This is a genomic window from Agrobacterium sp. 22094, from assembly GCF_052046015.1.
In the GTDB taxonomy this organism is placed as follows: Bacteria; Pseudomonadota; Alphaproteobacteria; order Rhizobiales; family Rhizobiaceae; genus Agrobacterium; species Agrobacterium cavarae.
The window spans coordinates 993,119-1,011,342 of record NZ_JBQEPX010000001.1; the positions used below are offsets into that span (position 1 = coordinate 993,119).

Below are 18,224 nucleotides of genomic sequence, written 5' to 3' on the forward strand. Positions count from 1 at the left end.
TAAGAGCCCTTCATGCGCGTTGACCTGTTCGATTTCGATCTCCCCGAGGAGAATATTGCGCTGCGCCCAGCCAGTCCGCGCGATAGTGCGCGCCTGCTTGTCGTGGATCCCAATACGGATCGCATGACCGATCATCAGGTTTTCGATCTTCCGAGCTTCCTGAAGCCCGGCGATGCCTTGGTTTTCAACGATACGCGGGTCATTCCTGCCCAACTCGAAGGTGTGCGGTTGCGCGATGGCGCGCAGGAGACACCGGTTTCGGCAACGCTTCACATGCGTGCCGACGCCAGCCGATGGAAGGCCTTTGCGCGGCCGGGCAAGCGCATCAAGGCAGGCGACCGCATCCGCTTCGGCTATGAGCGCGACAATGGCTGCGGTCTCGCTTTCCTGGAAGCGACGGTCGAGGAAAAGGGCGACGAGGGCGAAATCACGCTGCTCTTCGACGTCTCCGGACCTGTGCTGGATGAGGCCATTGCTTCTGTCGGCCATATCCCGCTGCCGCCCTACATCGCCGCGAAACGCGCCGAAGATGCGCAGGACCAGACGGATTACCAGACCATCTATGCCCGCGAAAAAGGCGCCGTTGCCGCACCGACCGCGGGTCTGCATTTCACCCCGGCACTCTTCGACGCGCTGGATAAGGCTGGGGTCGAGCGCCATTTCGTCACACTGCATGTCGGAGCGGGGACGTTCTTGCCGGTCAAGGCAGATGATACCAATGATCACAAGATGCATCTGGAGATCGGTTATGTCTCGGATGAGACCGCGCAGAAGCTGAACGCGGTGAAGGCAAGGGGCGGGCGCATCGTCTGTGTCGGCACCACATCGCTGCGGCTGATCGAGAGTGCGGCTGGTGATGACGGGCAGATACGTCCATGGTCCGGCGCCACCGGTATCTTCATCACGCCCGGCTACCGCTTCAAAGCGGTCGATAATTTGATGACCAATTTTCACCTGCCGAAATCCACGCTCTTCATGCTGGTTTCGGCCTTCTGCGGGCTAGAGACGATGAGGGCTGCCTATGCTCACGCCATCGAAACCGGTTACCGCTTCTATTCCTATGGCGATTCCAGCCTGCTGTTCCGGAAAGTCTGATGCACGAGAACTTCACCTTCACCCTTAAAGCAACCAGCGGCGGCGCACGTCTCGGCGAAGTGGCGATGCCGCGCGGCGTCATCCGCACGCCTGCCTTCATGCCGGTTGGCACCGTCGGTACCGTCAAGGCCATGTACCTCGATCAGGTCCGCGAGCTTGGCGCCGATATCATTCTCGGCAACACCTACCACCTGATGCTGCGGCCCGGCCCGGAACGTGTGGCGCGCCTGGGTGGCCTGCATGAGCTGATTCGCTGGCCGCATCCGATCCTGACAGACAGTGGCGGCTTCCAGGTGATGTCGCTGTCTGGCCTGCGCAAGCTGGATGAGAAGGGCGTGACGTTCAAGAGCCATGTCGATGGCTCGCTTCACCACATGTCGCCGGAGCGCTCTATCGAGATCCAGGGGTTGCTCGATTCGGATATCCAGATGCAGCTCGATGAATGCGTGGCACTTCCTGCCGAGCGCAAGGAAATCGAACGCGCGATGGAAATGTCCTTGCGCTGGGCGGAACGCTGCCGGGTTGCATTCGGCGAGCAGCCGGGTAAGGCGATGTTCGGCATCGTCCAGGGTGGCGACCAGCCGGACCTGCGTATTCGCTCAGCCGAAGGGCTAAAAGAGCTCGATCTCAAGGGCTATGCCGTGGGCGGTCTTGCGGTGGGCGAGCCGCAGGACGTGATGCTTGCCATGCTCGATACGACGCTGCCGGTTCTGCCGACGGAAAAGCCGCGCTACCTGATGGGCGTCGGCACGCCGGATGATATTTTGAAATCCGTGGCACGCGGCATCGACATGTTCGATTGCGTGATGCCGACCCGATCCGGTCGTCATGGCCTTGCCTTTACCCGCAGAGGCAGGGTGAATATCCGCAACGCCCGCCACGCGGAAGACATGCGTCCGTTGGATGAGCAGTCCAACTGCCCGGCATCGCGCGATTATTCGCGCGCCTATCTGCACCACTTGGTTCGGTCCAACGAAGCGCTCGGCGGCATGCTTCTGTCCTGGCACAATCTCGCCTATTATCAGGAGTTGATGCAGGGGATTCGCAAATCGATCGAAGAAGGTCGCTTTCCGGATTTCTATGCGGAGACCATTGAAATGTGGGCGAAAGGCGATATCGATCCGGTGTGACAACCATCATCGGATAGCTGAATGCTGAACGCGCCTTACGTTCTTTTTCGTGACGATACGACCGGCACCGTGACGCTGTTTACGGAGCCGGAGGAGATTATCGTTGCGCATGAGGCCAGCGACGTCTTTCCAGCGCTTGAAAGAATGCAGGCCGCCAGAGCAAGCGGAAAATATTTAGCCGGCTATATGTCCTATGAGGCAGGATACCTTTTCGAGCCCAAGCTAAGGCCTCTCGCAGAGCAAGATCGGGCTTGCCCGCTATTGTGCTTCGGTGTGTTTTCGTCACCATCCAGTGATACGAGTGCGGCATCCAAGCCATTGAAACTTATGGCGCCTGACGATTTTTTGAGCGATCTCACAGCGTCATGGACCTTTGCTGACTACGAGATAAGGTTCAATCGACTGCATCAGCATCTCCGCCAAGGAGATTGTTACCAGGCTAACCTTACCATGCTTGTCACTGGTCGGTGGCATGGCGATCCGCTTCTCGCCTTCTGGTCTCTGATCGAGCGGCAGCCAGTCAAATACGGAGCGCTGGTTCAACTGGATGGTCCTATCATTCTGTCACGCTCGCCGGAACTCTTCTTCTCCGTCGATGTGGATGGCTGGATCGAGACCCATCCTATGAAGGGTACGGTCAAGCGCGGATCGTCGGCTGATGAGGACGCAGCGATCATTTCCGCTATGGGCAAGGACGAGAAGACGCTCGCCGAAAACCGCATGATCGTCGATCTGCTGCGCAACGACATTTCGCGGATCACACAAGTCGGCAGTCTGGATGTGCCGAAGCTCTTCGAAATCGAGACCTATCCGACCGTGCACCAGATGGTCAGCCATGTGCGCGCAAAGCTCCTGCCGGACATGGCGATCGCCGATATTTTTGCGGCACTCTTTCCCTGCGGCTCGGTAACAGGAGCACCGAAGATGCGGGCGATGGAGATATTGCATGACCTGGAGGTCGGGCCGCGCGACGTCTATTGCGGCGCGATCGGCATGATTTCCCCAAAGGGTGACATGCGGTTTTCGGTCGCGATCCGCACTATCACCCTTTTTGACGATGGCCGCGCGACTTTCAATGTCGGTGGCGGGATTGTCTTCGATTCCACCGCGCAGTCCGAATATGACGAATGCCTTCTCAAGGCAAAGTTTGCGGCCGGCGACCGAAAGCTCGTCTACGCTCGCTAACGCCATAAACCTCAGCCGTCATGCAAGTGTCATGGATCGATCTTAGAGACAGGTACCAGGGAGCAGGCTTCTTCACGAACCGGAACACGGTGCGCCCGCGCTACATGGTGTGTCGAAGACTTCGTCTTTCTTTGTTTTCTCAAGGATACCGTTCCATGACATCACTCCGTTTCTCTGCCTCTCGCCGGCTTGCTGCCGCCCTGGCGGCATCGATCTTCATGTTTCCTGCTGCCGTGATGGCTGAAACCACCGCTGCTGCAAACGGCGTCAGCTACGCGAGCAAGGGCTTGGTCGCCGTTGGTCGTATTCCCGCCGGCCAGCGCGACAAGTTCGGCGAAACCTTTGGCTCCGGCTCGGGCATGGCGATCGATGTCACCAGCTGGAAGAAGGAAGGCGATGGCTATCGCGGTTCTCTCTGGCTGCTGCCGGACCGTGGCTACAACGTCGAAGGAACGACGGATTACAATGCCCGCATCAACAAGATCGACGTGACGCTGATGCCCGCAAAGGGCGGTGATGTGGCTGCGGACAAGCAGCAGACGGGGGTTCAGGCAACGCTTGCCGATACGCTGCTTTTGACCGATGAGCAGGGCAAGAACATGACGGGCCTCGATCCTGAGGCCGGTACCCGTCCGGCTATCGGCGCGACGCCAGTGCTGCCTTTTGCCTCTACCGGTAAGGTCTCTCTCGATGCCGAGGCGGTGGTGCGTCTGGCGGACGGCTCGTTCCTGATCAGCGACGAGTACGGCCCCTATATCTATCACTTCTCTGCCGACGGTAAGATGATCTCGGCCACGCAGCCGCCCAAGGCGCTGCTGCCGATGCGCAAGGGTGAGATCAACTTCTCTTCCAACAATGTTGGCGAAGGCGGTAAGAAGCCCGATCCGAAGGACCCCGAAACCGGGCGCCAGAACAATCAGGGTCTGGAAGGCATGTCGCTGACCCCGGATGGCAAATACCTCATCGCCGTTCTGCAATCGGCAACCCGTCAGGATGGCGGCGATTCCTCATCGACCCGCGATCACACCCGGGCACTGGTCTATGATGCGAGCGATGTCGATCACCTGAAGCTCGTGCATGAATATGTCGTGCCGCTGCCTAAGTTCGAGGGCAAGGACAAGAAGCTCGTCGCAGCACAGAGCGAGATCCTGGCTTTGTCGGACAAGGCATTCCTGATGCTGGCGCGTGACAGCAACAATGGTCAGGGCATGAAGGGCGATACGTCGGTCTACCGCAGAATAGAACTCGTGGATCTCTCCGGCGCGACGGACATCGCCGGTGGCGAATTCGACGATGTGAAGCCGGTTGCGCCCAAGGGTGTCCTGGATAGCGCCATCAAGCCAGCCGCTCTGCACGACTTCATCGATCTCAACGACGCCAAGGACCTTGCCCGCTTCGGCCTGCACAATGGCGCCCCGAACGACAAGAACAACCTGTCAGAGAAGTGGGAGGCTATGTCGATTGCAAGCGTCCTCGATGCTTCCGCACCGGATGATTATTTCCTCTTCGTCGCCAATGACAACGACTTCCTGACGCAGGACGGTTTCCAGGTTGGGAAGTCTTACAAGGCGGAAGGTGATGCGGATGTGGACACCATGTTCCAGGTGTTCCGCGTGACGCTGCCGGGCGTTGCCAAGCGCTAAAGCGCCGTGCGTCCTAATTGGACGCACGAAGGACGCTTTCCCTTCTTGAATCTGTTCATCGTGAGAGCCGTGCCGAAAACATTCGGCACGGCTCTTTATTACGCATATCAATCGTCGTCGATCTCTTGGAATTCCTGCGCGCCGGACGTGGTGGAATGAAACACGGGCACGAAGAGGCGCATATAGACGAGCCTGACGCTCCAGCCCTGTTCCAGAGCCTCCGCCCAGGCCTGCTTGCGACCGGGCTTCTTGAAGCCTTTTGCGATCGCCTTCTTCTCGCTCTTGGCGAAGGTTTTCGGTTGGAGAATGTTTTCAGGCGAACACAGGGCAAAGCCCTTCTGGAAGGCCGGTGGCGGGTTGGGTGTGATTGTCATGAGTGTATCAGCCTGCGTGGAGGAAGCGGATGGCTTCATCCCTGCGATGGAGATAAAGCAGGGTTCTGAGGTTCTTGCCGCGCTCGCTCACAAGCTCGGCGTCTTTTTCTATCATATAGGCTGCATCCTTGCGGGCGATCTCTAGCAAATCGGCATGCGCCTCGAGGCTCGCTATGCGAAAGCCAGGCGTGCCGGATTGGCGGGTGCCGAGGAGTTCTCCTTCGCCGCGTAGCTTCAGATCCTCTTCGGCAATCAGGAAGCCGTCTTCGCTATCGCGCAGGATGGAAAGCCGCGCCTTGCCGTTCTCGCTGAGCGGACCCTTGTACAGCAATATGCAGGTGGAGGCCTCGTCGCCACGTCCGACACGACCGCGCAGCTGGTGAAGCTGTGCAAGACCGAAACGCTCGGCGTGCTCGATGACCATGATCGTGGCATCCGGCACATCCACGCCCACTTCGACGACAGTGGTTGCCACAAGCAGGCGCGTTTCGCCACTTTTGAAGGCGAGCATTGCGGCATCCTTTTCAGGCCCGCTCATCCGGCCGTGAATGAGGCCGATATTGGCGCGCAAGGATTGTGACAGCACCGCATGTCGTTCCTCTGCCGACATGAGATCCGATTCCTCCGATTCCTCGACCAGAGGGCAAATCCAGTAGGCCTTCTTGCCCTCCGCCAGAGCGCCGCGCAGTCGGTCGACGATGTCACCGATCCGCTCATTGGGAATGGTCACGGTCTGAATCGGCTTTCGGCCTGCGGGCTTTTCCGTCAGCTTGGAGACATCCATGTCGCCGAAGGCGGCGAGAACCAGCGTGCGGGGAATGGGCGTTGCCGTCATCACCAGCATATGCGGCGTGATGCCCTTGGCGGTGAGACGAAGGCGTTGATGCACGCCGAAGCGATGCTGCTCATCCACCACCGCAAGAACGAGGTTCTTGTAGGACACGCCGTCCTGAAACAGAGCGTGTGTGCCGATGACAATCTGCGCCTCTCCCGAGGCAATCCGCTCTTCGATCTCGCGGCGCTCCTTGCCCTTGGTTCTGCCCGTCAGAACCTCGCAGGAGATGCCAGCGGCTGCCGCGTACTTCGTCATCGTTGCAAAATGCTGGCGCGCCAGAATTTCCGTCGGCGCCATCAGTACGGCCTGGCCACCGGCTTCCACAGCCGTTGCCATCGCCATCAGCGCAACCAGCGTCTTGCCCGCGCCGACATCGCCCTGAAGCAGGCGGAGCATGCGGTCTTCGCCCGCCATGTCGGTCAGAATATCCTTCACCGCAGCGTTCTGGCTTGCGGTGAGCGAAAAGGGCAGGCCCGCGAGAATGCGCGCTGCATAATCTCCCTTGGCGCGGATCGGCTGACCAGCGACCTTCCGCAGCCTCTGGCGGACCAGCGCCAGCGAAAGCTGTCCGGCCAGGAACTCGTCATAGGCAAGCCTGCGGCGGGCAGGGGCCTGCGGATCGATATCGACAGCGTCGCGTGGATCGTGCAACTCGCGGAAGGCATCGGCCACATGCGGGAAGCTCTGGCGTGTGGCAAGCGTCTCGTCGATCCATTCGGGAAAGACTGGAAGGCGTTGCAACGCGGTATCGATGGAACGCTTCAATATCTTGGGCGAAAGACCGGCCGTCATCGGATAGACGGCTTCGACCAGCGGCAGATTGTCGGCCTCCGAGACTTTCACCATGAAATCCGGATGAACCATGGAGGCGCGACCGTTGAACCAGTCGATCTTGCCGCTGACCATCACCTCTTCATCGACAGGGAGCGCCTTTGACAGCCAGTCGCCGCGTGCGCGGAAGAAGGTCAGCGCCAGTTCGCCTGTCTCGTCATGCAGAAAGACACGATAGGGCGCGGAGCGATTGCCGGGTGGTGCAGGCTGGTGCCGGTCGATACGTCCCTGAATGGTGACAATGGCGCCCTGCGGTGCAAGCGCGATGCCCGGGCGGTTACGCCGGTCGATGATGTTGGACGGCGCATGAAACAGCAGATCGATGACGCGTGTGTCATCGGCGTTCTCGCGGCCCAAAAGTTTCGCCAACAGATCGGCAAGCTTCGGCCCGACGCCGGCAAGCGAAGAGACTGTGGCAAAGAGGGGATCGAGTATGGCGGGACGCATGGGCTGCAAAATCGGGGAAGGCTGTCCCCATTGCAATAGCGCCACACCGATAAAGCGCGTTTATCACCGGCAGTTTTTATGCCCTGTGCCGCATATTTGCACAAATAGCGGTTCCCAAGCGTTCCTGTCCTGTTCTATAGGAGAACGAAAATCAACAATTTGTTGAATTTCCAACAAACAGGTGACTGCGATGACTGGACTGGTGCGCACGAGTGCCGACCTCGAACCGAGACGCCGGCGGATTCTCTATCGCTGTTGGCACCGCGGCATTCGCGAAATGGATCTGGTTCTGGGTCAGTTCGCAGAAGACAATATCGGCGATCTTTCAGACGCGGAACTCGACGAGCTGGAAGTGATCATGGCTGAGGAGGATAACGACCTCGTCAAGATGGTCACGGGCGCTTTGCCGATCCCTGAAAAATTCCAGACGCCTCTCTTCATGAAAATCGCCTCTTATCGCCCGGACTTCGATCCGGTCACATCCGAGACAACGAAAGCCTGATTTATGATCGCCGGGATTGATGTGAAGCTGGTGGCATCGGCCGATACGCCGCTGACCATTGGAAATGTGCCGTCCGGAGTGGAGGCGCTTCTCCTGGCGGATATGGCGCGCGGCGGAACATCCGTTGCCTATGTCGTGTCTGACGGACACCGCGTTGCCGATCTCGAGCAAATCCTTGGGTTCGTCGCCCCAGACATTCCTGTTCTGACGCTGCCTGCGTGGGACTGCCTTCCCTACGACCGCGTGTCCCCGAGTGCGGATACTTCCGCGCGCCGGCTGGCAGCGCTTTCCGGTCTCATCCAGCATCAAAAGAAGCCTCATCCGGCCATCGTGCTCGTCACCGTCAATGCGATGCTGCAGAAGATGGCGCCGCGCGATGTCATCGAGAGTCTGGCTTTTTCCGCCAAGCCGGGTAATCAGATCCGCATGGAAGAGATCGCCGCGCGTCTGGAGCGTAACGGTTTCGACCGTGTTGCGACGGTTCGCGAGGTCGGTGAATTTGCCGTGCGCGGCGGTATTCTCGATGTCTTCGTTCCTGGCACGGAAGAGCCGGTGCGTCTGGATTTCTTCGGCGATACGCTGGAAAGCATCCGTACCTTCGATCCCGCCAGCCAGCGCACCATTGGCCAGGCCCGCTCGCTTGATCTCAGCCCCATGAGCGAAGTGACGCTGACGCCGGATACGATCAGCCGCTTTCGCAAGAATTACCTTTCACTCTTCGGCGCTGCCACCAGGGACGATTCACTTTATCAGGCTGTCTCGGAAGGCCGACGTTATGCCGGCATGGAGCACTGGCTGCCGCTCTTCTACGAGAAGCTGGAAACTGCTTTCGATTATCTGCAGGGCTTCCGCATCGTCACCGATCACAACGCGCGCGAGGCGGCTGTCGAGCGCTCCAAGCTCGTGCATGATTACTTCGAGGCGCGGCGCAATTCCGGCCAGACAAAAGGTGCCACGCAGGGCGCGCCATACAAGCCTGTTTCACCCAGCCAGCTCTATCTCGGTGGCAAGAGCTTCGATGAGACGCTGAACGCCGTCAATGCCGTGCGCCTGACGCCCTTCAATGAGCAGGACTCCAACGACAGGCCGGTGGCCACTCTCGATGCGCATGTGGGTCCCCGCTGGGCAAAGCCTCCGGCGGAGGGTGGCAGCGAAGACCGCGTCAATGTCTTTGATCTGGCAGTCAAGCACATTGCCGAGCGTCGCTCCAAGGGCTGGAGGGTTCTGATCACGGGCTGGTCGGAAGGGTCGCTGGACCGCCTCTTGCAGGTTTTGAACGAGCATGGTCTCGAGAAAATCAGGCCGATCTCGTCTCTCAAGGAGATCGAGAAACTCGCAAAGGGTGAGGCAGCATCGGCGGTTCTCAGCCTCGAAGCCGGTTTTGAGACGACCCTCGGTACGAGCAATCTCGCCATTATCGGCGAACAGGACATCCTTGGCGACCGAATGGTCCGCCGCTCCAAACGCCGCAAGCGCGGTGCCGACTTCATCTCCGAAGTCGCGGGACTCGATGAAGGGTCACTCGTCGTTCATGCCGAACATGGTATCGGTCGCTTCGTCGGGCTCCGCACCATCGAGGCCGCCGGTGCACCGCGTGACTGCCTGGAACTGCACTACGCCGACGATGCCAAGCTGTTCCTACCTGTCGAGAATATCGATCTTCTATCCCGCTATGGCTCGGACGCGGCGGAAGCCCAGCTCGACAAGCTTGGCGGCGGCGCATGGCAGATGCGCAAGGCGAAGCTCAAGAAGCGCCTGTTGGATATGGCGGGCGATCTTATCCGGATTGCTGCTGCCCGCCTTGTACGCCAGGCGCCGGTTTTGACGGCACCCGATGGCCTCTACGACGAGTTTGCCGCGCGTTTCCCCTATGAGGAAACCGAAGACCAGATGAATGCCATCGACTCGATCCGCGACGATCTTGGTGCCGGCCGGCCCATGGACCGCCTGATCTGCGGCGATGTGGGCTTCGGCAAGACGGAAGTGGCGCTGCGCGCGGCCTTCCTTGCGGCCATGAATGGTGTTCAGGTCGCCGTCGTCGTGCCGACAACGCTTCTGGCACGTCAGCATTTCCGCACCTTCTCAGAGCGTTTCCGTGGGCTTCCGATCCGCGTGCAGCAGGCGTCGCGCCTCGTCGGCGCCAAGGAGCTCAATCTCGTCAAGAAAGAAGTGTCGGAAGGCAAGACCGATATCGTTGTCGGCACGCATGCGCTTCTGGGGCAGGGGATCACCTTTGCCAATCTCGGCCTACTGATCATCGACGAAGAGCAGCATTTTGGCGTCAAGCACAAGGAGCGGCTGAAGGAGCTAAAGAGCGACGTTCACGTTCTGACACTGTCCGCAACGCCGATCCCCCGCACCTTGCAGTTGGCGATGACGGGTGTGCGTGAACTGTCGCTGATCACCACGCCGCCGGTCGATCGCATGGCGGTGCGCACCTTTATTTCGCCTTTCGATCCGCTTGTCATCCGCGAAACATTGATGCGCGAGCATTATCGCGGCGGGCAGAGCTTCTATGTCTGCCCGCGTCTGGCCGATCTCGCCGATATCCACGCCTTCCTGCAGTCCGACGTGCCGGAGCTGAAGGTCGCAGTTGCCCATGGGCAGATGCCAGCGGGTGAATTGGAAGACATCATGAACGCCTTCTATGACGGCAAATATGATGTTCTTCTGTCCACCACCATCGTCGAATCCGGCCTCGATGTACCGACCGCCAATACGCTGATCGTCCACCGCGCGGATATGTTCGGTCTTGCACAGCTCTATCAGCTGCGTGGTCGTGTCGGGCGTTCCAAGGTTCGCGCCTTTGCGCTCTTCACGCTGCCGGTCAACAAGGTGCTGACAACGATGGCCGAGCGCCGGTTGAAGGTGCTGCAGTCGCTCGACACTCTCGGTGCCGGCTTCCAGCTTGCCAGCCACGATCTCGATATTCGCGGTGCCGGCAATCTGCTTGGCGAAGAGCAATCCGGCCATATTAAGGAAGTCGGTTTCGAGCTTTACCAGCAAATGCTGGAAGAAGCGGTTGCTGAGGTGAAGGGCGAGGACGACGTTATCGACACCGGCTGGTCGCCACAAATCTCCGTCGGTACCTCCGTGATGATACCTGAAAGCTATGTGCCTGATCTCCACCTGCGCATGGGGCTTTACCGTCGCCTCGGCGAACTGACGGACCTCAACGAGATCGACGGCTTCGGCGCGGAGATGATCGACCGTTTCGGACCGCTGCCGAAGGAAGTGCAGCATCTGTTGAAGATCGTTTACGTCAAGTCGCTCTGCCGGACCGCCAATGTCGAGAAACTGGATGCCGGTCCGAAGGGTGTTGTCGTGCAGTTCCGCAACAAGGAGTTTCCGAACCCGGCGGCCCTCGTTGGCTACATCGCCAAGCAGGGCTCTATGGCAAAGATCAGGCCCGACCACAGCGTGTTCCTCACCCGCGATCTGCCGACGCCCGAAAAGCGCCTGGCAGGCGCGGCGATGATCATGACGCAGCTTGCGGAACTGGCGAAATCCTGACGCAGGTAAGAAAAATCGCGTCCTTGAGATTCCTTACAAGGAATTAATCAAACGGACATGTATCGGTAGTCTTCCGGGGCGTAGTCTCATCCTCATCAGCACAGGACGATGTGCTGACAGATTTTTAGGAGCAGGACTATGTGGACATTGAAGAACAGATTTGTCACCGCTGGTCTGGTTGCTTTGACAATTGCGGGCACCACAATTGCCACCACCAGCCAAGCTGAAGCACGCAACAATTTCGGCCGCGGCCTTGCCGCCGGTATTGCTGGTACACTCGTAGGCGGCGCATTGCTGTCTGCGGCGCATGACAGGCCGGTTTACGGCACGCCTGTTTACGCCGAACCGACCTATTACGGCCCGCCCCCTGTCGTTTACGAGCCCGTCTACCCCCGTTGCCATGTTGCATGGCGTCAGGACGGATTTGGCGACATGTATCGCGTCCGTGTCTGTGATTGATGTGAAATGATATTGCTATTGATGTGAGCTGATATTGTAAGACGAAAACAAATAAAATTTTTCAATGACGTGTTTTTAAACGGGGCGGGCCGATTATCGGTCCGCCTCCGTTTTTTCATCCGGCAGCATAACGGCGGTTACATTCTGATCTGATGCAGCAACAGAGTTTGGCAACGGCACGTTACGCTGCTTTTCGCGCATCAGCGTCAGTAGGCCAGACCCCACGATCAGTGCGATGCCGACGAGCATCCAGCCGTCTATCCTGTCGCCGAAGATCAGGTACCCGAAAAGGATGGCCCAGAGCATCTGGCTGTACTGCGTCGGGCCGATCACCGCTGCAGGCGCATATTGCGCGGCATACATGATGAGGACATTGGCGAGCGCCGCCAGTAGGCCGTAGCCAGCCAGCATCAGCCACTGTTCGGCGTTCGGAAGCGTGAAGGTGGGAATCATCAACACGCCGCAGACCGCAAGGCAGCCAAGCAGGCCCGCGCCATAGAGCGAGATGTTCTTTTCCCGTGGCCCGATCGCGCGGAAGATGACGATGGAGATCGCTCCGCCCATCCCGCCAATAATAGCGCCGAGATGACCGATGGATAGTTCGCGGAAGCCCGGTCTCAGGATGATGAGAACGCCGGCGAAGCCGATGATGACTGCCGACCACCGCTTGATGCCGACCTGCTCCTTCAGAAAGATGACCGACATGATGGTGACGAAGGAGGGCAGGAGGAAGATCAGGGCAAAGGCTTCCGCCATGGCAAGATGGGTAAATGCGACGACGCTGCCGATGGTGCTGGCACCGGTGGCAAAGAACCGCAAAAGCCACAGAGACCGGTTCGTCGTGCGGACGATATCTGTCCAGGCATCGTTACGCTTGCGGATGAAGGGGAGCGCGAGCAGCCCGAAGAACGCTCCGAAGAACCCCGATTCGACGGGCGGGAGTTGCCCGTCGATAAGTTTCACGCTCGCATCGCTGAAAGCATAGGCCGCGAAGGCGGCAAAGGCGAGCAATATGCCCTTCAACCTACTGTCTGGCACGAAATCACCGCTGAATTACTGGGTCGAAAACCGCAGCGGCGACGAGGCGTTACTCACGCCATTTCGGGCGCTGCGATCAGTTCATTGCCCTATGCTCTTCCGCTTTCATTTTGGCAATATCCCGCAGTGCATTAATAAGCACGTCAGGCGTTTGTGCGCCGCTAACGGCATATTTCTGATCCAGGATAAAGAACGGGACGCCGGAAACGCCCATTTGCTGCGCCGCATCAATCTCGGCCTTGATCGTATCCTTATCTGCATCCGATGCCAGTAGGCGGGATACGAGTTCACGGTCCATACCGCATTCACCGGCGACGTCAATCAGCACGGCATGATCGCCAATATTGCGGCCTTCCTCGAAGTTTGCCTTGAACAGTGCCGTGACGATTCTGTCCTGAAGCGCGCGGTCCTCGGCGTGCGCCCAGAGCGAAAGCCGGTGTGCATCAAGCGTGTTCGGACCGATTTTGATCGCGTCGAAATCATAGGCAATACCGACTTCACGACCGAGTTCGGTGAGCATCTTATGGGCCTGTTCGACGCGATCCTTGCCGCCGAGTTTCTTTTCCAACTCGACCTTCTGATCCACGCCTTCCGGCGGATAATCCGGGTTCAGCTGGTATGGACGCCAGTTGATGTCGACGCTGACTTCGTCCTGAACTTCAGCCAGGGCCAGATCAAGACGCGCCTTTCCGAGATAGCACCAGGGACACACCATGTCCGAGACGATGTCGATGACAATGCGTTGCATGGTGCTGTTCCTTCCTGTGTTTGAATAACGCCTCATCTAGATAGTCTGTGCTTGCGGCACAAGGCGTTACCAAAAGGGAACTAACTGTCACTGGTGCAGCGGTGCAAGTCTTCTACTGCGCGCGCGCGTCCCACCATGTCTGCTTCTGGTTCCCGGTGAGCGGGGTTTTCTCCGGGCGGTCGATGTATTTCCAGCGGGCGACCCATTGTGCACCGATATAGTAGAGCGGAATCACATAGTGGCCGGCCGTCAGAAGGCGATCGTAGGCGCGCACGGCAACCTCGAAATCTTCCGTCTCACGGGCCTGCAGCAAGGCCTCGATCATCCGGTCGACATCCGGGTCCGCAACGCCGGCATAATTGAAACTGCCATTGGCATTTTTGGAGACCGAGCCCCAGCGATTGATCTGTTCTGCACCTGGTGACAAGGATGACGGGAAGGAGCGGATGATCATGTCATAATCGAAGCTATTGGAGCGGGATTGATACTGCCCGTCATCCACTGAGCGGATTGCCATATCGACACCGATCAGCTTCAGCGAACGCTGATAGGCAAGCGCAATACGCTCCTGCGCCGGGTTTTGCGTCATGAGCTCGAAGCTCAGCGGCCTGCCGTCCTTATCCACCATCTTGCCGTTCCTGATGGTCAAGCCAGCCTCGCCGAGCTTGGAGACGGCTTTCTTCAGGACGGTGCGATCTGCGCCCGTTCCGTCGGTCGTCGGCATTTCGTAGGTGCCTGCCAGGATCTCCGGCGGCAGACGCTTTGCGGCGTCGCCGAGCAGCGCCAATTCCTTCTCGTTGGCCGGGTTTCCATAGGCACCGAGCTTGGAGTTCTGCCAGTAGCTTTGGGTTCGCTTGAAGGCGCCACCGAGAATGTTTCGGTTCATCCACTCGAAATCGAGAACGTAGGACAGTCCCTCGCGCACCTTCTCGTCGGCAAACGTCGGTCGACGGGTGTTGAAGACCAGACCGAACATGCCAGACGGTAGGCCCGGTTCGAAAACATCCTTGGAGATGTCGCCCCGCTGAACCGCCGGAAAATTATAAGCCTGGCCCCAGTGGGAGGTGTCGGAGGTGCCGTTGATTGCATCGCCTTCCGGATAGATGTCGATATCACCCTTCTTGAAGGCTTCGAACATCGTCGTCACCTGCAGGAAGTAGGTCACGCTGATCTCGTCGTAATTGTCGAAACCGATCTTGGAGGGAATGTCCTCGCCCCAATAATTCTTGTCCCGTTCCCAGACGATCTGTTCGCCAGGTCGCAAGGTTTTGATTCGATAGGGACCGGAGCCGATCACCGGCCCGAGGCCTGCCTGCTCGAAGGTTTTGGCATCGATGGCGTGGGCGGGCAGGATCGGCGTGGAGGACGCCAGGATCAGAGGCGTCTCGCGATTGGCTTTTTCATTGAAGGTAAAGCGGACGCTGCGCTCGCCCACTTTTTCCATCTTGGCGACGCCGTTCAGGCGGCTGTCGAAAGGCGGGCGACCTTTTTCCTTCAAGAGATTGAAGCTGAAGATCACATCTTCCGGCGTGACGGGCTTGCCATCCTGCCAGTGGGCTTTCGGATTGAGGTTGAACTGGATGTAGGTTCGCTCATCATCCCATTCGGCGCTTTCCGCCAGCAGGCCGTATAGCGTGAACGGCTCGTCATGTGAGCGCTGCATCAGCGGTTCATAGAGGAGATTGCCGAATTCCGGGTCCCAAACTCCGCGCGCGGTGGTGCGCATACCCTTCAAAACGAAGGGATTGAGCGCATCGAATGTGCCGACGACGCCATAGGAGACGCGGCCGCCCTTCTTGACGTCCGGATTGACATAAGGAAGGTTCTTGAAGTCCGCCGGCAGGGCGGGTTTGCCATGCATCGAAATGCCGTGAAGCGGTTCAGCCATCGCCATGCCGGAGATAAGAAGGGCGGGAATGAGCGCCAAAAGGCTTCGCATGTCACTATCCTGTCGCATTCGGGCGCTTGATTCCAAGGTCGTGGGACCTGAACTCAAACCGCCTGTCTTGTTTGATTCCCGCGCAAATCTATCACAGCGGGCAGGGGCATCCGATCACGGAAATCTTGTCGGATACAAGGAAAAAGTAAAAGAAATGCTGGATATCAGGTCGATCGGGATGTAACAGGAGTCCCGAAACACTCGGGTCACGCATTTGCCTCATTTAAACGACAGTGGAACGGGCAGACGGATACCGGCGATGTTGAGCGGTGCTCACATGAAGCGCTGCTTCGCATAAATTCAGGAGACGGAACTCTTATGATGCAAACTGCAAACACACTCACCCGGGCGGCCCTGTCTGCTCTCGTTCTTTCTCTGGGCGCCGTGTCTGCACCGGCTGTTTCTCAGGCTCAGCAGGCTGCCGCTCCGGCCGGCGCTCCGCCTTTGGGCTGGTTCAAGACCTGCAGCAAGCAGGAAGACAATGATGTTTGCGTCGTGCAGAATATCGTTCTTGCCCAGAACGGCCAGATGATCACCGCCGTTGGCCTGATCAGCGTCGAAGGCAAGGTCAACCGTAAGATCCTTCAGGTGTCCGTCCCGACTGCACGTCTTCTGCCTCCGGGCGTCGTCATGCAGATCGATGGCGGCAAGGGCCAGAAGCTCGACTACGCCGTCTGCCTTCCAGACAAGTGCACCGCTGAAGTCCAGTTGACGGATGCGATGATTGCAAGCCTGAAGAAGGGCAACGAAGTCGTCTTCACCTCGATCAACTTCCGTCGCGCGCCGAACCCGATCAAGATTGCGCTGAACGGCTTCACCGGCGCTTATGACGGCCAGCCGATCAGCCAGTCTCAGCTTGCCGAAAGCCAGCGTTCGCTGCAGGAAGGCATGCAGAAGAAGGCTGAAGAAGCCCGCAAGAAGCTGGAAGCAGCACAGGACGCCGCCAAGGCCAAGCCTGCCAACTAATCTGATCTGTAGAGATCAAAAAAAGAACCGGCTTCGTTTGAGGCCGGTTTTTTCATGTCTGGCTTCTGGAGCTTGCAGGCTCAGTGCGTCATGGCCGACTTTGGCCTGAGTTCACCATTGGGAGTGGTGTCGAATATGCGGGTGATATTCGGATTACGCAAAGGCTGCTCGCTCTCGTCGTGCACAAGGTTCTGCTCAGAGACGTATGCGACGTATTCAGTCTCATCATTTTCCGCCAGCAGGTGGTAGAACGGCTGGTCGCGGTCAGGGCGGATCTCAGCCGGTATCGCGTTCCACCATTCCTCGGTATTTGCGTATTCGGGATCAACGTCGAATATCACACCGCGGAACGGAAACACCTTGTGGCGAACGACTTCGCCGATGGTAAATTTTGCGTTTCGTTGTTTCATGGCATGTCATCCTTTCCCCGTATAATTTGGGGTATGATGCGGAAATATCAAGATGTAGCGGTCTCAGGCGCCTATCAGCGGATTTTTCCCAAAGGTGCCGTTGCGAGAACCACGCCTCCTGTCACAAGTATAATGCCTACCGCATGATATGGTTCGAATGTCTCGCCAAGAAACAACACGGCCATGACGATGGATACTGGCGGCATCATGTAAAGCGTAATGCCGGCTGTGACCGGTCCGAAGACGCGGACCGTATGCGTGAAGCAGTAGAAGGCCGCAATCGACGCAAAGAGAATGATACCACCAATCTTTGCCCAGGCCGTCGGCGTCGAGGGTAACAGGCCGCCGTTGAAGACTTCCATGCCAGCGAGTGGCGCCAGAACGAGGGCGCCGGAAAAAGCGATCGTGCCGAAGAGGCTCAGCGATGCGAGGTCGCGCGCGGCGGGATCACGCAGCAGCAGGGAGTAGATTGCGAAGGCGATGGCGCCGCTCAATATTGCGAGATCGCCAATGTTGAAATTCAATGCCCATAGTTGCGAGATATCTCCCTTGAGAACGATCTCCGCCACGCCGGCAAAGGCAATGAGCATACCAATGAGTTCAAGCCGTCTGATCGGTCGCGCCTGGAAGATGCGCTGGAAGATGATGATGAAGAGCGAGGATGTCGTATAAATCAGCGTGCCGTTGGCGGCCGAGGTTTTTGTCAGCCCCCAATAGACAACGCCACCACACACCGCCATGCCAAGCGCGCCGAGCACAAACCAGAGCATTGTCTTCTTGCGGATGAAGGTGACGCAGGCGCGCCAGTCGCCCAGAATGAAGGGCAGCACGAAAAGGGTGGATAGCGACCAACGCAGAAAGGCGGTGGTGAAGGGTGAGACTTCGCCGCTGATGCCGCGCCCGAATATCACATTGCTGGAGAAGAAGAAGGGAACGGCCAGAAAGATCAGCCAGTCACGCAGGCGGAGGGACGGGGCGGGGCTCATGGGCATTTCCAGTTTTCGCATGTGAGCAGACTACTCATCGGCGACCTGTTCCTTGAAAAGAGAAAGGCGCCCCGCAGGGCGCCTCAAGTCGTTCGATGGGCATATGTTCCTGCCTGTATGGCA

General features: G+C 58.5%; 15 protein-coding genes. 8 read left to right on the top strand and 7 right to left on the bottom strand.

Translation table 11 applies throughout. The annotated features are described in order from the left end of the window. The first annotated feature begins 12 nt into the window (after positions 1-12). The 4 genes from queA to ACTJK5_RS04745 all read left to right on the top strand — a co-directional run bounded on the left by queA (position 13) and on the right by ACTJK5_RS04745 (position 5,053). Positions 13-1,095, top strand: coding sequence for a tRNA preQ1(34) S-adenosylmethionine ribosyltransferase-isomerase QueA (gene queA / locus ACTJK5_RS04730; RefSeq protein WP_062427413.1), 1,083 nt, complete (start codon positions 13-15; stop codon positions 1,093-1,095). Further along, a complete protein-coding gene (tgt, locus tag ACTJK5_RS04735) occupies positions 1,095-2,225 on the top strand; it encodes a tRNA guanosine(34) transglycosylase Tgt (protein ID WP_062427412.1) in 1,131 nt (376 codons plus the stop codon). The genes queA and tgt overlap by 1 nt, the downstream gene beginning before the upstream one ends. Before the next feature lie 21 nt (positions 2,226-2,246). Further along, a complete protein-coding gene (locus ACTJK5_RS04740; RefSeq protein ID WP_440611921.1) occupies positions 2,247-3,410 on the top strand; it encodes an aminodeoxychorismate synthase component I in 1,164 nt (387 codons plus the stop codon). Positions 3,411-3,565: 155 nt separating this feature from the next. Continuing rightward, the gene (locus ACTJK5_RS04745; RefSeq protein ID WP_062427410.1) at positions 3,566-5,053 is read left to right on the top strand and encodes an esterase-like activity of phytase family protein; all 1,488 of its coding nucleotides are present in this window, start codon (positions 3,566-3,568) and stop codon (positions 5,051-5,053) included. A gap of 107 nt (positions 5,054-5,160) precedes the next feature. Here ACTJK5_RS04745 and ACTJK5_RS04750 read toward each other — a convergent pair whose 3' ends face one another. Then, positions 5,161-5,427 carry a hypothetical protein gene (locus ACTJK5_RS04750; protein ID WP_440611922.1) on the bottom strand — a complete coding sequence of 89 codons (267 nt, stop codon included), beginning with the start codon at positions 5,425-5,427 and terminating at the stop codon, positions 5,161-5,163. 7 nt (positions 5,428-5,434) lie between these two features. Continuing rightward, complete coding sequence (recG, locus tag ACTJK5_RS04755) at positions 5,435-7,540, bottom strand: ATP-dependent DNA helicase RecG (protein WP_440611923.1); 2,106 nt, start codon at positions 7,538-7,540, stop codon at positions 5,435-5,437. 190 nt (positions 7,541-7,730) lie between these two features. Here recG and ACTJK5_RS04760 point away from each other — a divergent pair, with 190 nt between their 5' ends. From ACTJK5_RS04760 to ACTJK5_RS04770, 3 genes are all read left to right on the top strand, one after another. After that, positions 7,731-8,042 carry an FAD assembly factor SdhE gene (locus ACTJK5_RS04760; protein WP_062427408.1) on the top strand — a complete coding sequence of 104 codons (312 nt, stop codon included), beginning with the start codon at positions 7,731-7,733 and terminating at the stop codon, positions 8,040-8,042. A gap of 3 nt (positions 8,043-8,045) precedes the next feature. After that, complete coding sequence (gene mfd, locus ACTJK5_RS04765; RefSeq protein WP_440611924.1) at positions 8,046-11,555, top strand: transcription-repair coupling factor; 3,510 nt, start codon at positions 8,046-8,048, stop codon at positions 11,553-11,555. A gap of 138 nt (positions 11,556-11,693) precedes the next feature. Beyond that, the gene (locus ACTJK5_RS04770; RefSeq protein WP_062427406.1) at positions 11,694-12,014 is read left to right on the top strand and encodes a hypothetical protein; all 321 of its coding nucleotides are present in this window, start codon (positions 11,694-11,696) and stop codon (positions 12,012-12,014) included. A gap of 93 nt (positions 12,015-12,107) precedes the next feature. Here the strand turns inward: ACTJK5_RS04770 and ACTJK5_RS04775 are convergent, their stop codons facing one another. The 3 genes from ACTJK5_RS04775 to ACTJK5_RS04785 form a co-directional block, all read right to left on the bottom strand. Continuing rightward, positions 12,108-13,052, bottom strand: a complete 945-nt coding sequence (locus ACTJK5_RS04775; RefSeq protein ID WP_113260565.1) for a DMT family transporter — start codon at positions 13,050-13,052, stop codon at positions 12,108-12,110. 76 nt (positions 13,053-13,128) lie between these two features. After that, complete coding sequence (locus ACTJK5_RS04780) at positions 13,129-13,800, bottom strand: DsbA family oxidoreductase (protein WP_062598452.1); 672 nt, start codon at positions 13,798-13,800, stop codon at positions 13,129-13,131. 112 nt (positions 13,801-13,912) lie between these two features. Beyond that, a complete protein-coding gene (locus ACTJK5_RS04785; RefSeq protein WP_113260566.1) occupies positions 13,913-15,739 on the bottom strand; it encodes an extracellular solute-binding protein in 1,827 nt (608 codons plus the stop codon). Between the two features lie 318 nt (positions 15,740-16,057). On the opposite strand from ACTJK5_RS04785, the gene ACTJK5_RS04790 reads away from it, so the two are divergent. Next, positions 16,058-16,705 carry an invasion associated locus B family protein gene (locus ACTJK5_RS04790; protein WP_113260567.1) on the top strand — a complete coding sequence of 216 codons (648 nt, stop codon included), beginning with the start codon at positions 16,058-16,060 and terminating at the stop codon, positions 16,703-16,705. Between the two features lie 80 nt (positions 16,706-16,785). Here the strand turns inward: ACTJK5_RS04790 and hspQ are convergent, their stop codons facing one another. Next, entirely contained in the window at positions 16,786-17,115 is a 330-nt protein-coding gene (gene hspQ / locus ACTJK5_RS04795; RefSeq protein WP_062437371.1) for a heat shock protein HspQ, read from the bottom strand. 74 nt (positions 17,116-17,189) lie between these two features. Continuing rightward, positions 17,190-18,107: a DMT family transporter gene (locus ACTJK5_RS04800; RefSeq protein ID WP_113260568.1), complete on the bottom strand. Its 918-nt coding sequence runs from the start codon at positions 18,105-18,107 to the stop codon at positions 17,190-17,192. Positions 18,108-18,224 lie beyond the last annotated feature (117 nt).

What these genes read in the sequence shown, in the direction of transcription:
- queA (WP_062427413.1), top strand. Translation starts at nt 13, where the DNA reads ATGCGCGTTGACCTGTTCGATTTCGATCTCCCCGAGGAGAATATTGCG.
- tgt (WP_062427412.1), top strand. Translation starts at nt 1,095, where the DNA reads ATGCACGAGAACTTCACCTTCACCCTTAAAGCAACCAGCGGCGGCGCA.
- ACTJK5_RS04740 (WP_440611921.1), top strand. Translation starts at nt 2,247, where the DNA reads ATGCTGAACGCGCCTTACGTTCTTTTTCGTGACGATACGACCGGCACC.
- ACTJK5_RS04745 (WP_062427410.1), top strand. Translation starts at nt 3,566, where the DNA reads ATGACATCACTCCGTTTCTCTGCCTCTCGCCGGCTTGCTGCCGCCCTG.
- ACTJK5_RS04750 (WP_440611922.1), bottom strand. Translation starts at nt 5,427, where the DNA reads ATGACAATCACACCCAACCCGCCACCGGCCTTCCAGAAGGGCTTTGCC.
- recG (WP_440611923.1), bottom strand. Translation starts at nt 7,540, where the DNA reads ATGCGTCCCGCCATACTCGATCCCCTCTTTGCCACAGTCTCTTCGCTT.
- ACTJK5_RS04760 (WP_062427408.1), top strand. Translation starts at nt 7,731, where the DNA reads ATGACTGGACTGGTGCGCACGAGTGCCGACCTCGAACCGAGACGCCGG.
- mfd (WP_440611924.1), top strand. Translation starts at nt 8,046, where the DNA reads ATGATCGCCGGGATTGATGTGAAGCTGGTGGCATCGGCCGATACGCCG.
- ACTJK5_RS04770 (WP_062427406.1), top strand. Translation starts at nt 11,694, where the DNA reads ATGTGGACATTGAAGAACAGATTTGTCACCGCTGGTCTGGTTGCTTTG.
- ACTJK5_RS04780 (WP_062598452.1), bottom strand. Translation starts at nt 13,800, where the DNA reads ATGCAACGCATTGTCATCGACATCGTCTCGGACATGGTGTGTCCCTGG.
- ACTJK5_RS04785 (WP_113260566.1), bottom strand. Translation starts at nt 15,739, where the DNA reads ATGCGAAGCCTTTTGGCGCTCATTCCCGCCCTTCTTATCTCCGGCATG.
- ACTJK5_RS04790 (WP_113260567.1), top strand. Translation starts at nt 16,058, where the DNA reads ATGATGCAAACTGCAAACACACTCACCCGGGCGGCCCTGTCTGCTCTC.
- hspQ (WP_062437371.1), bottom strand. Translation starts at nt 17,115, where the DNA reads ATGAAACAACGAAACGCAAAATTTACCATCGGCGAAGTCGTTCGCCAC.
- ACTJK5_RS04800 (WP_113260568.1), bottom strand. Translation starts at nt 18,107, where the DNA reads ATGCCCATGAGCCCCGCCCCGTCCCTCCGCCTGCGTGACTGGCTGATC.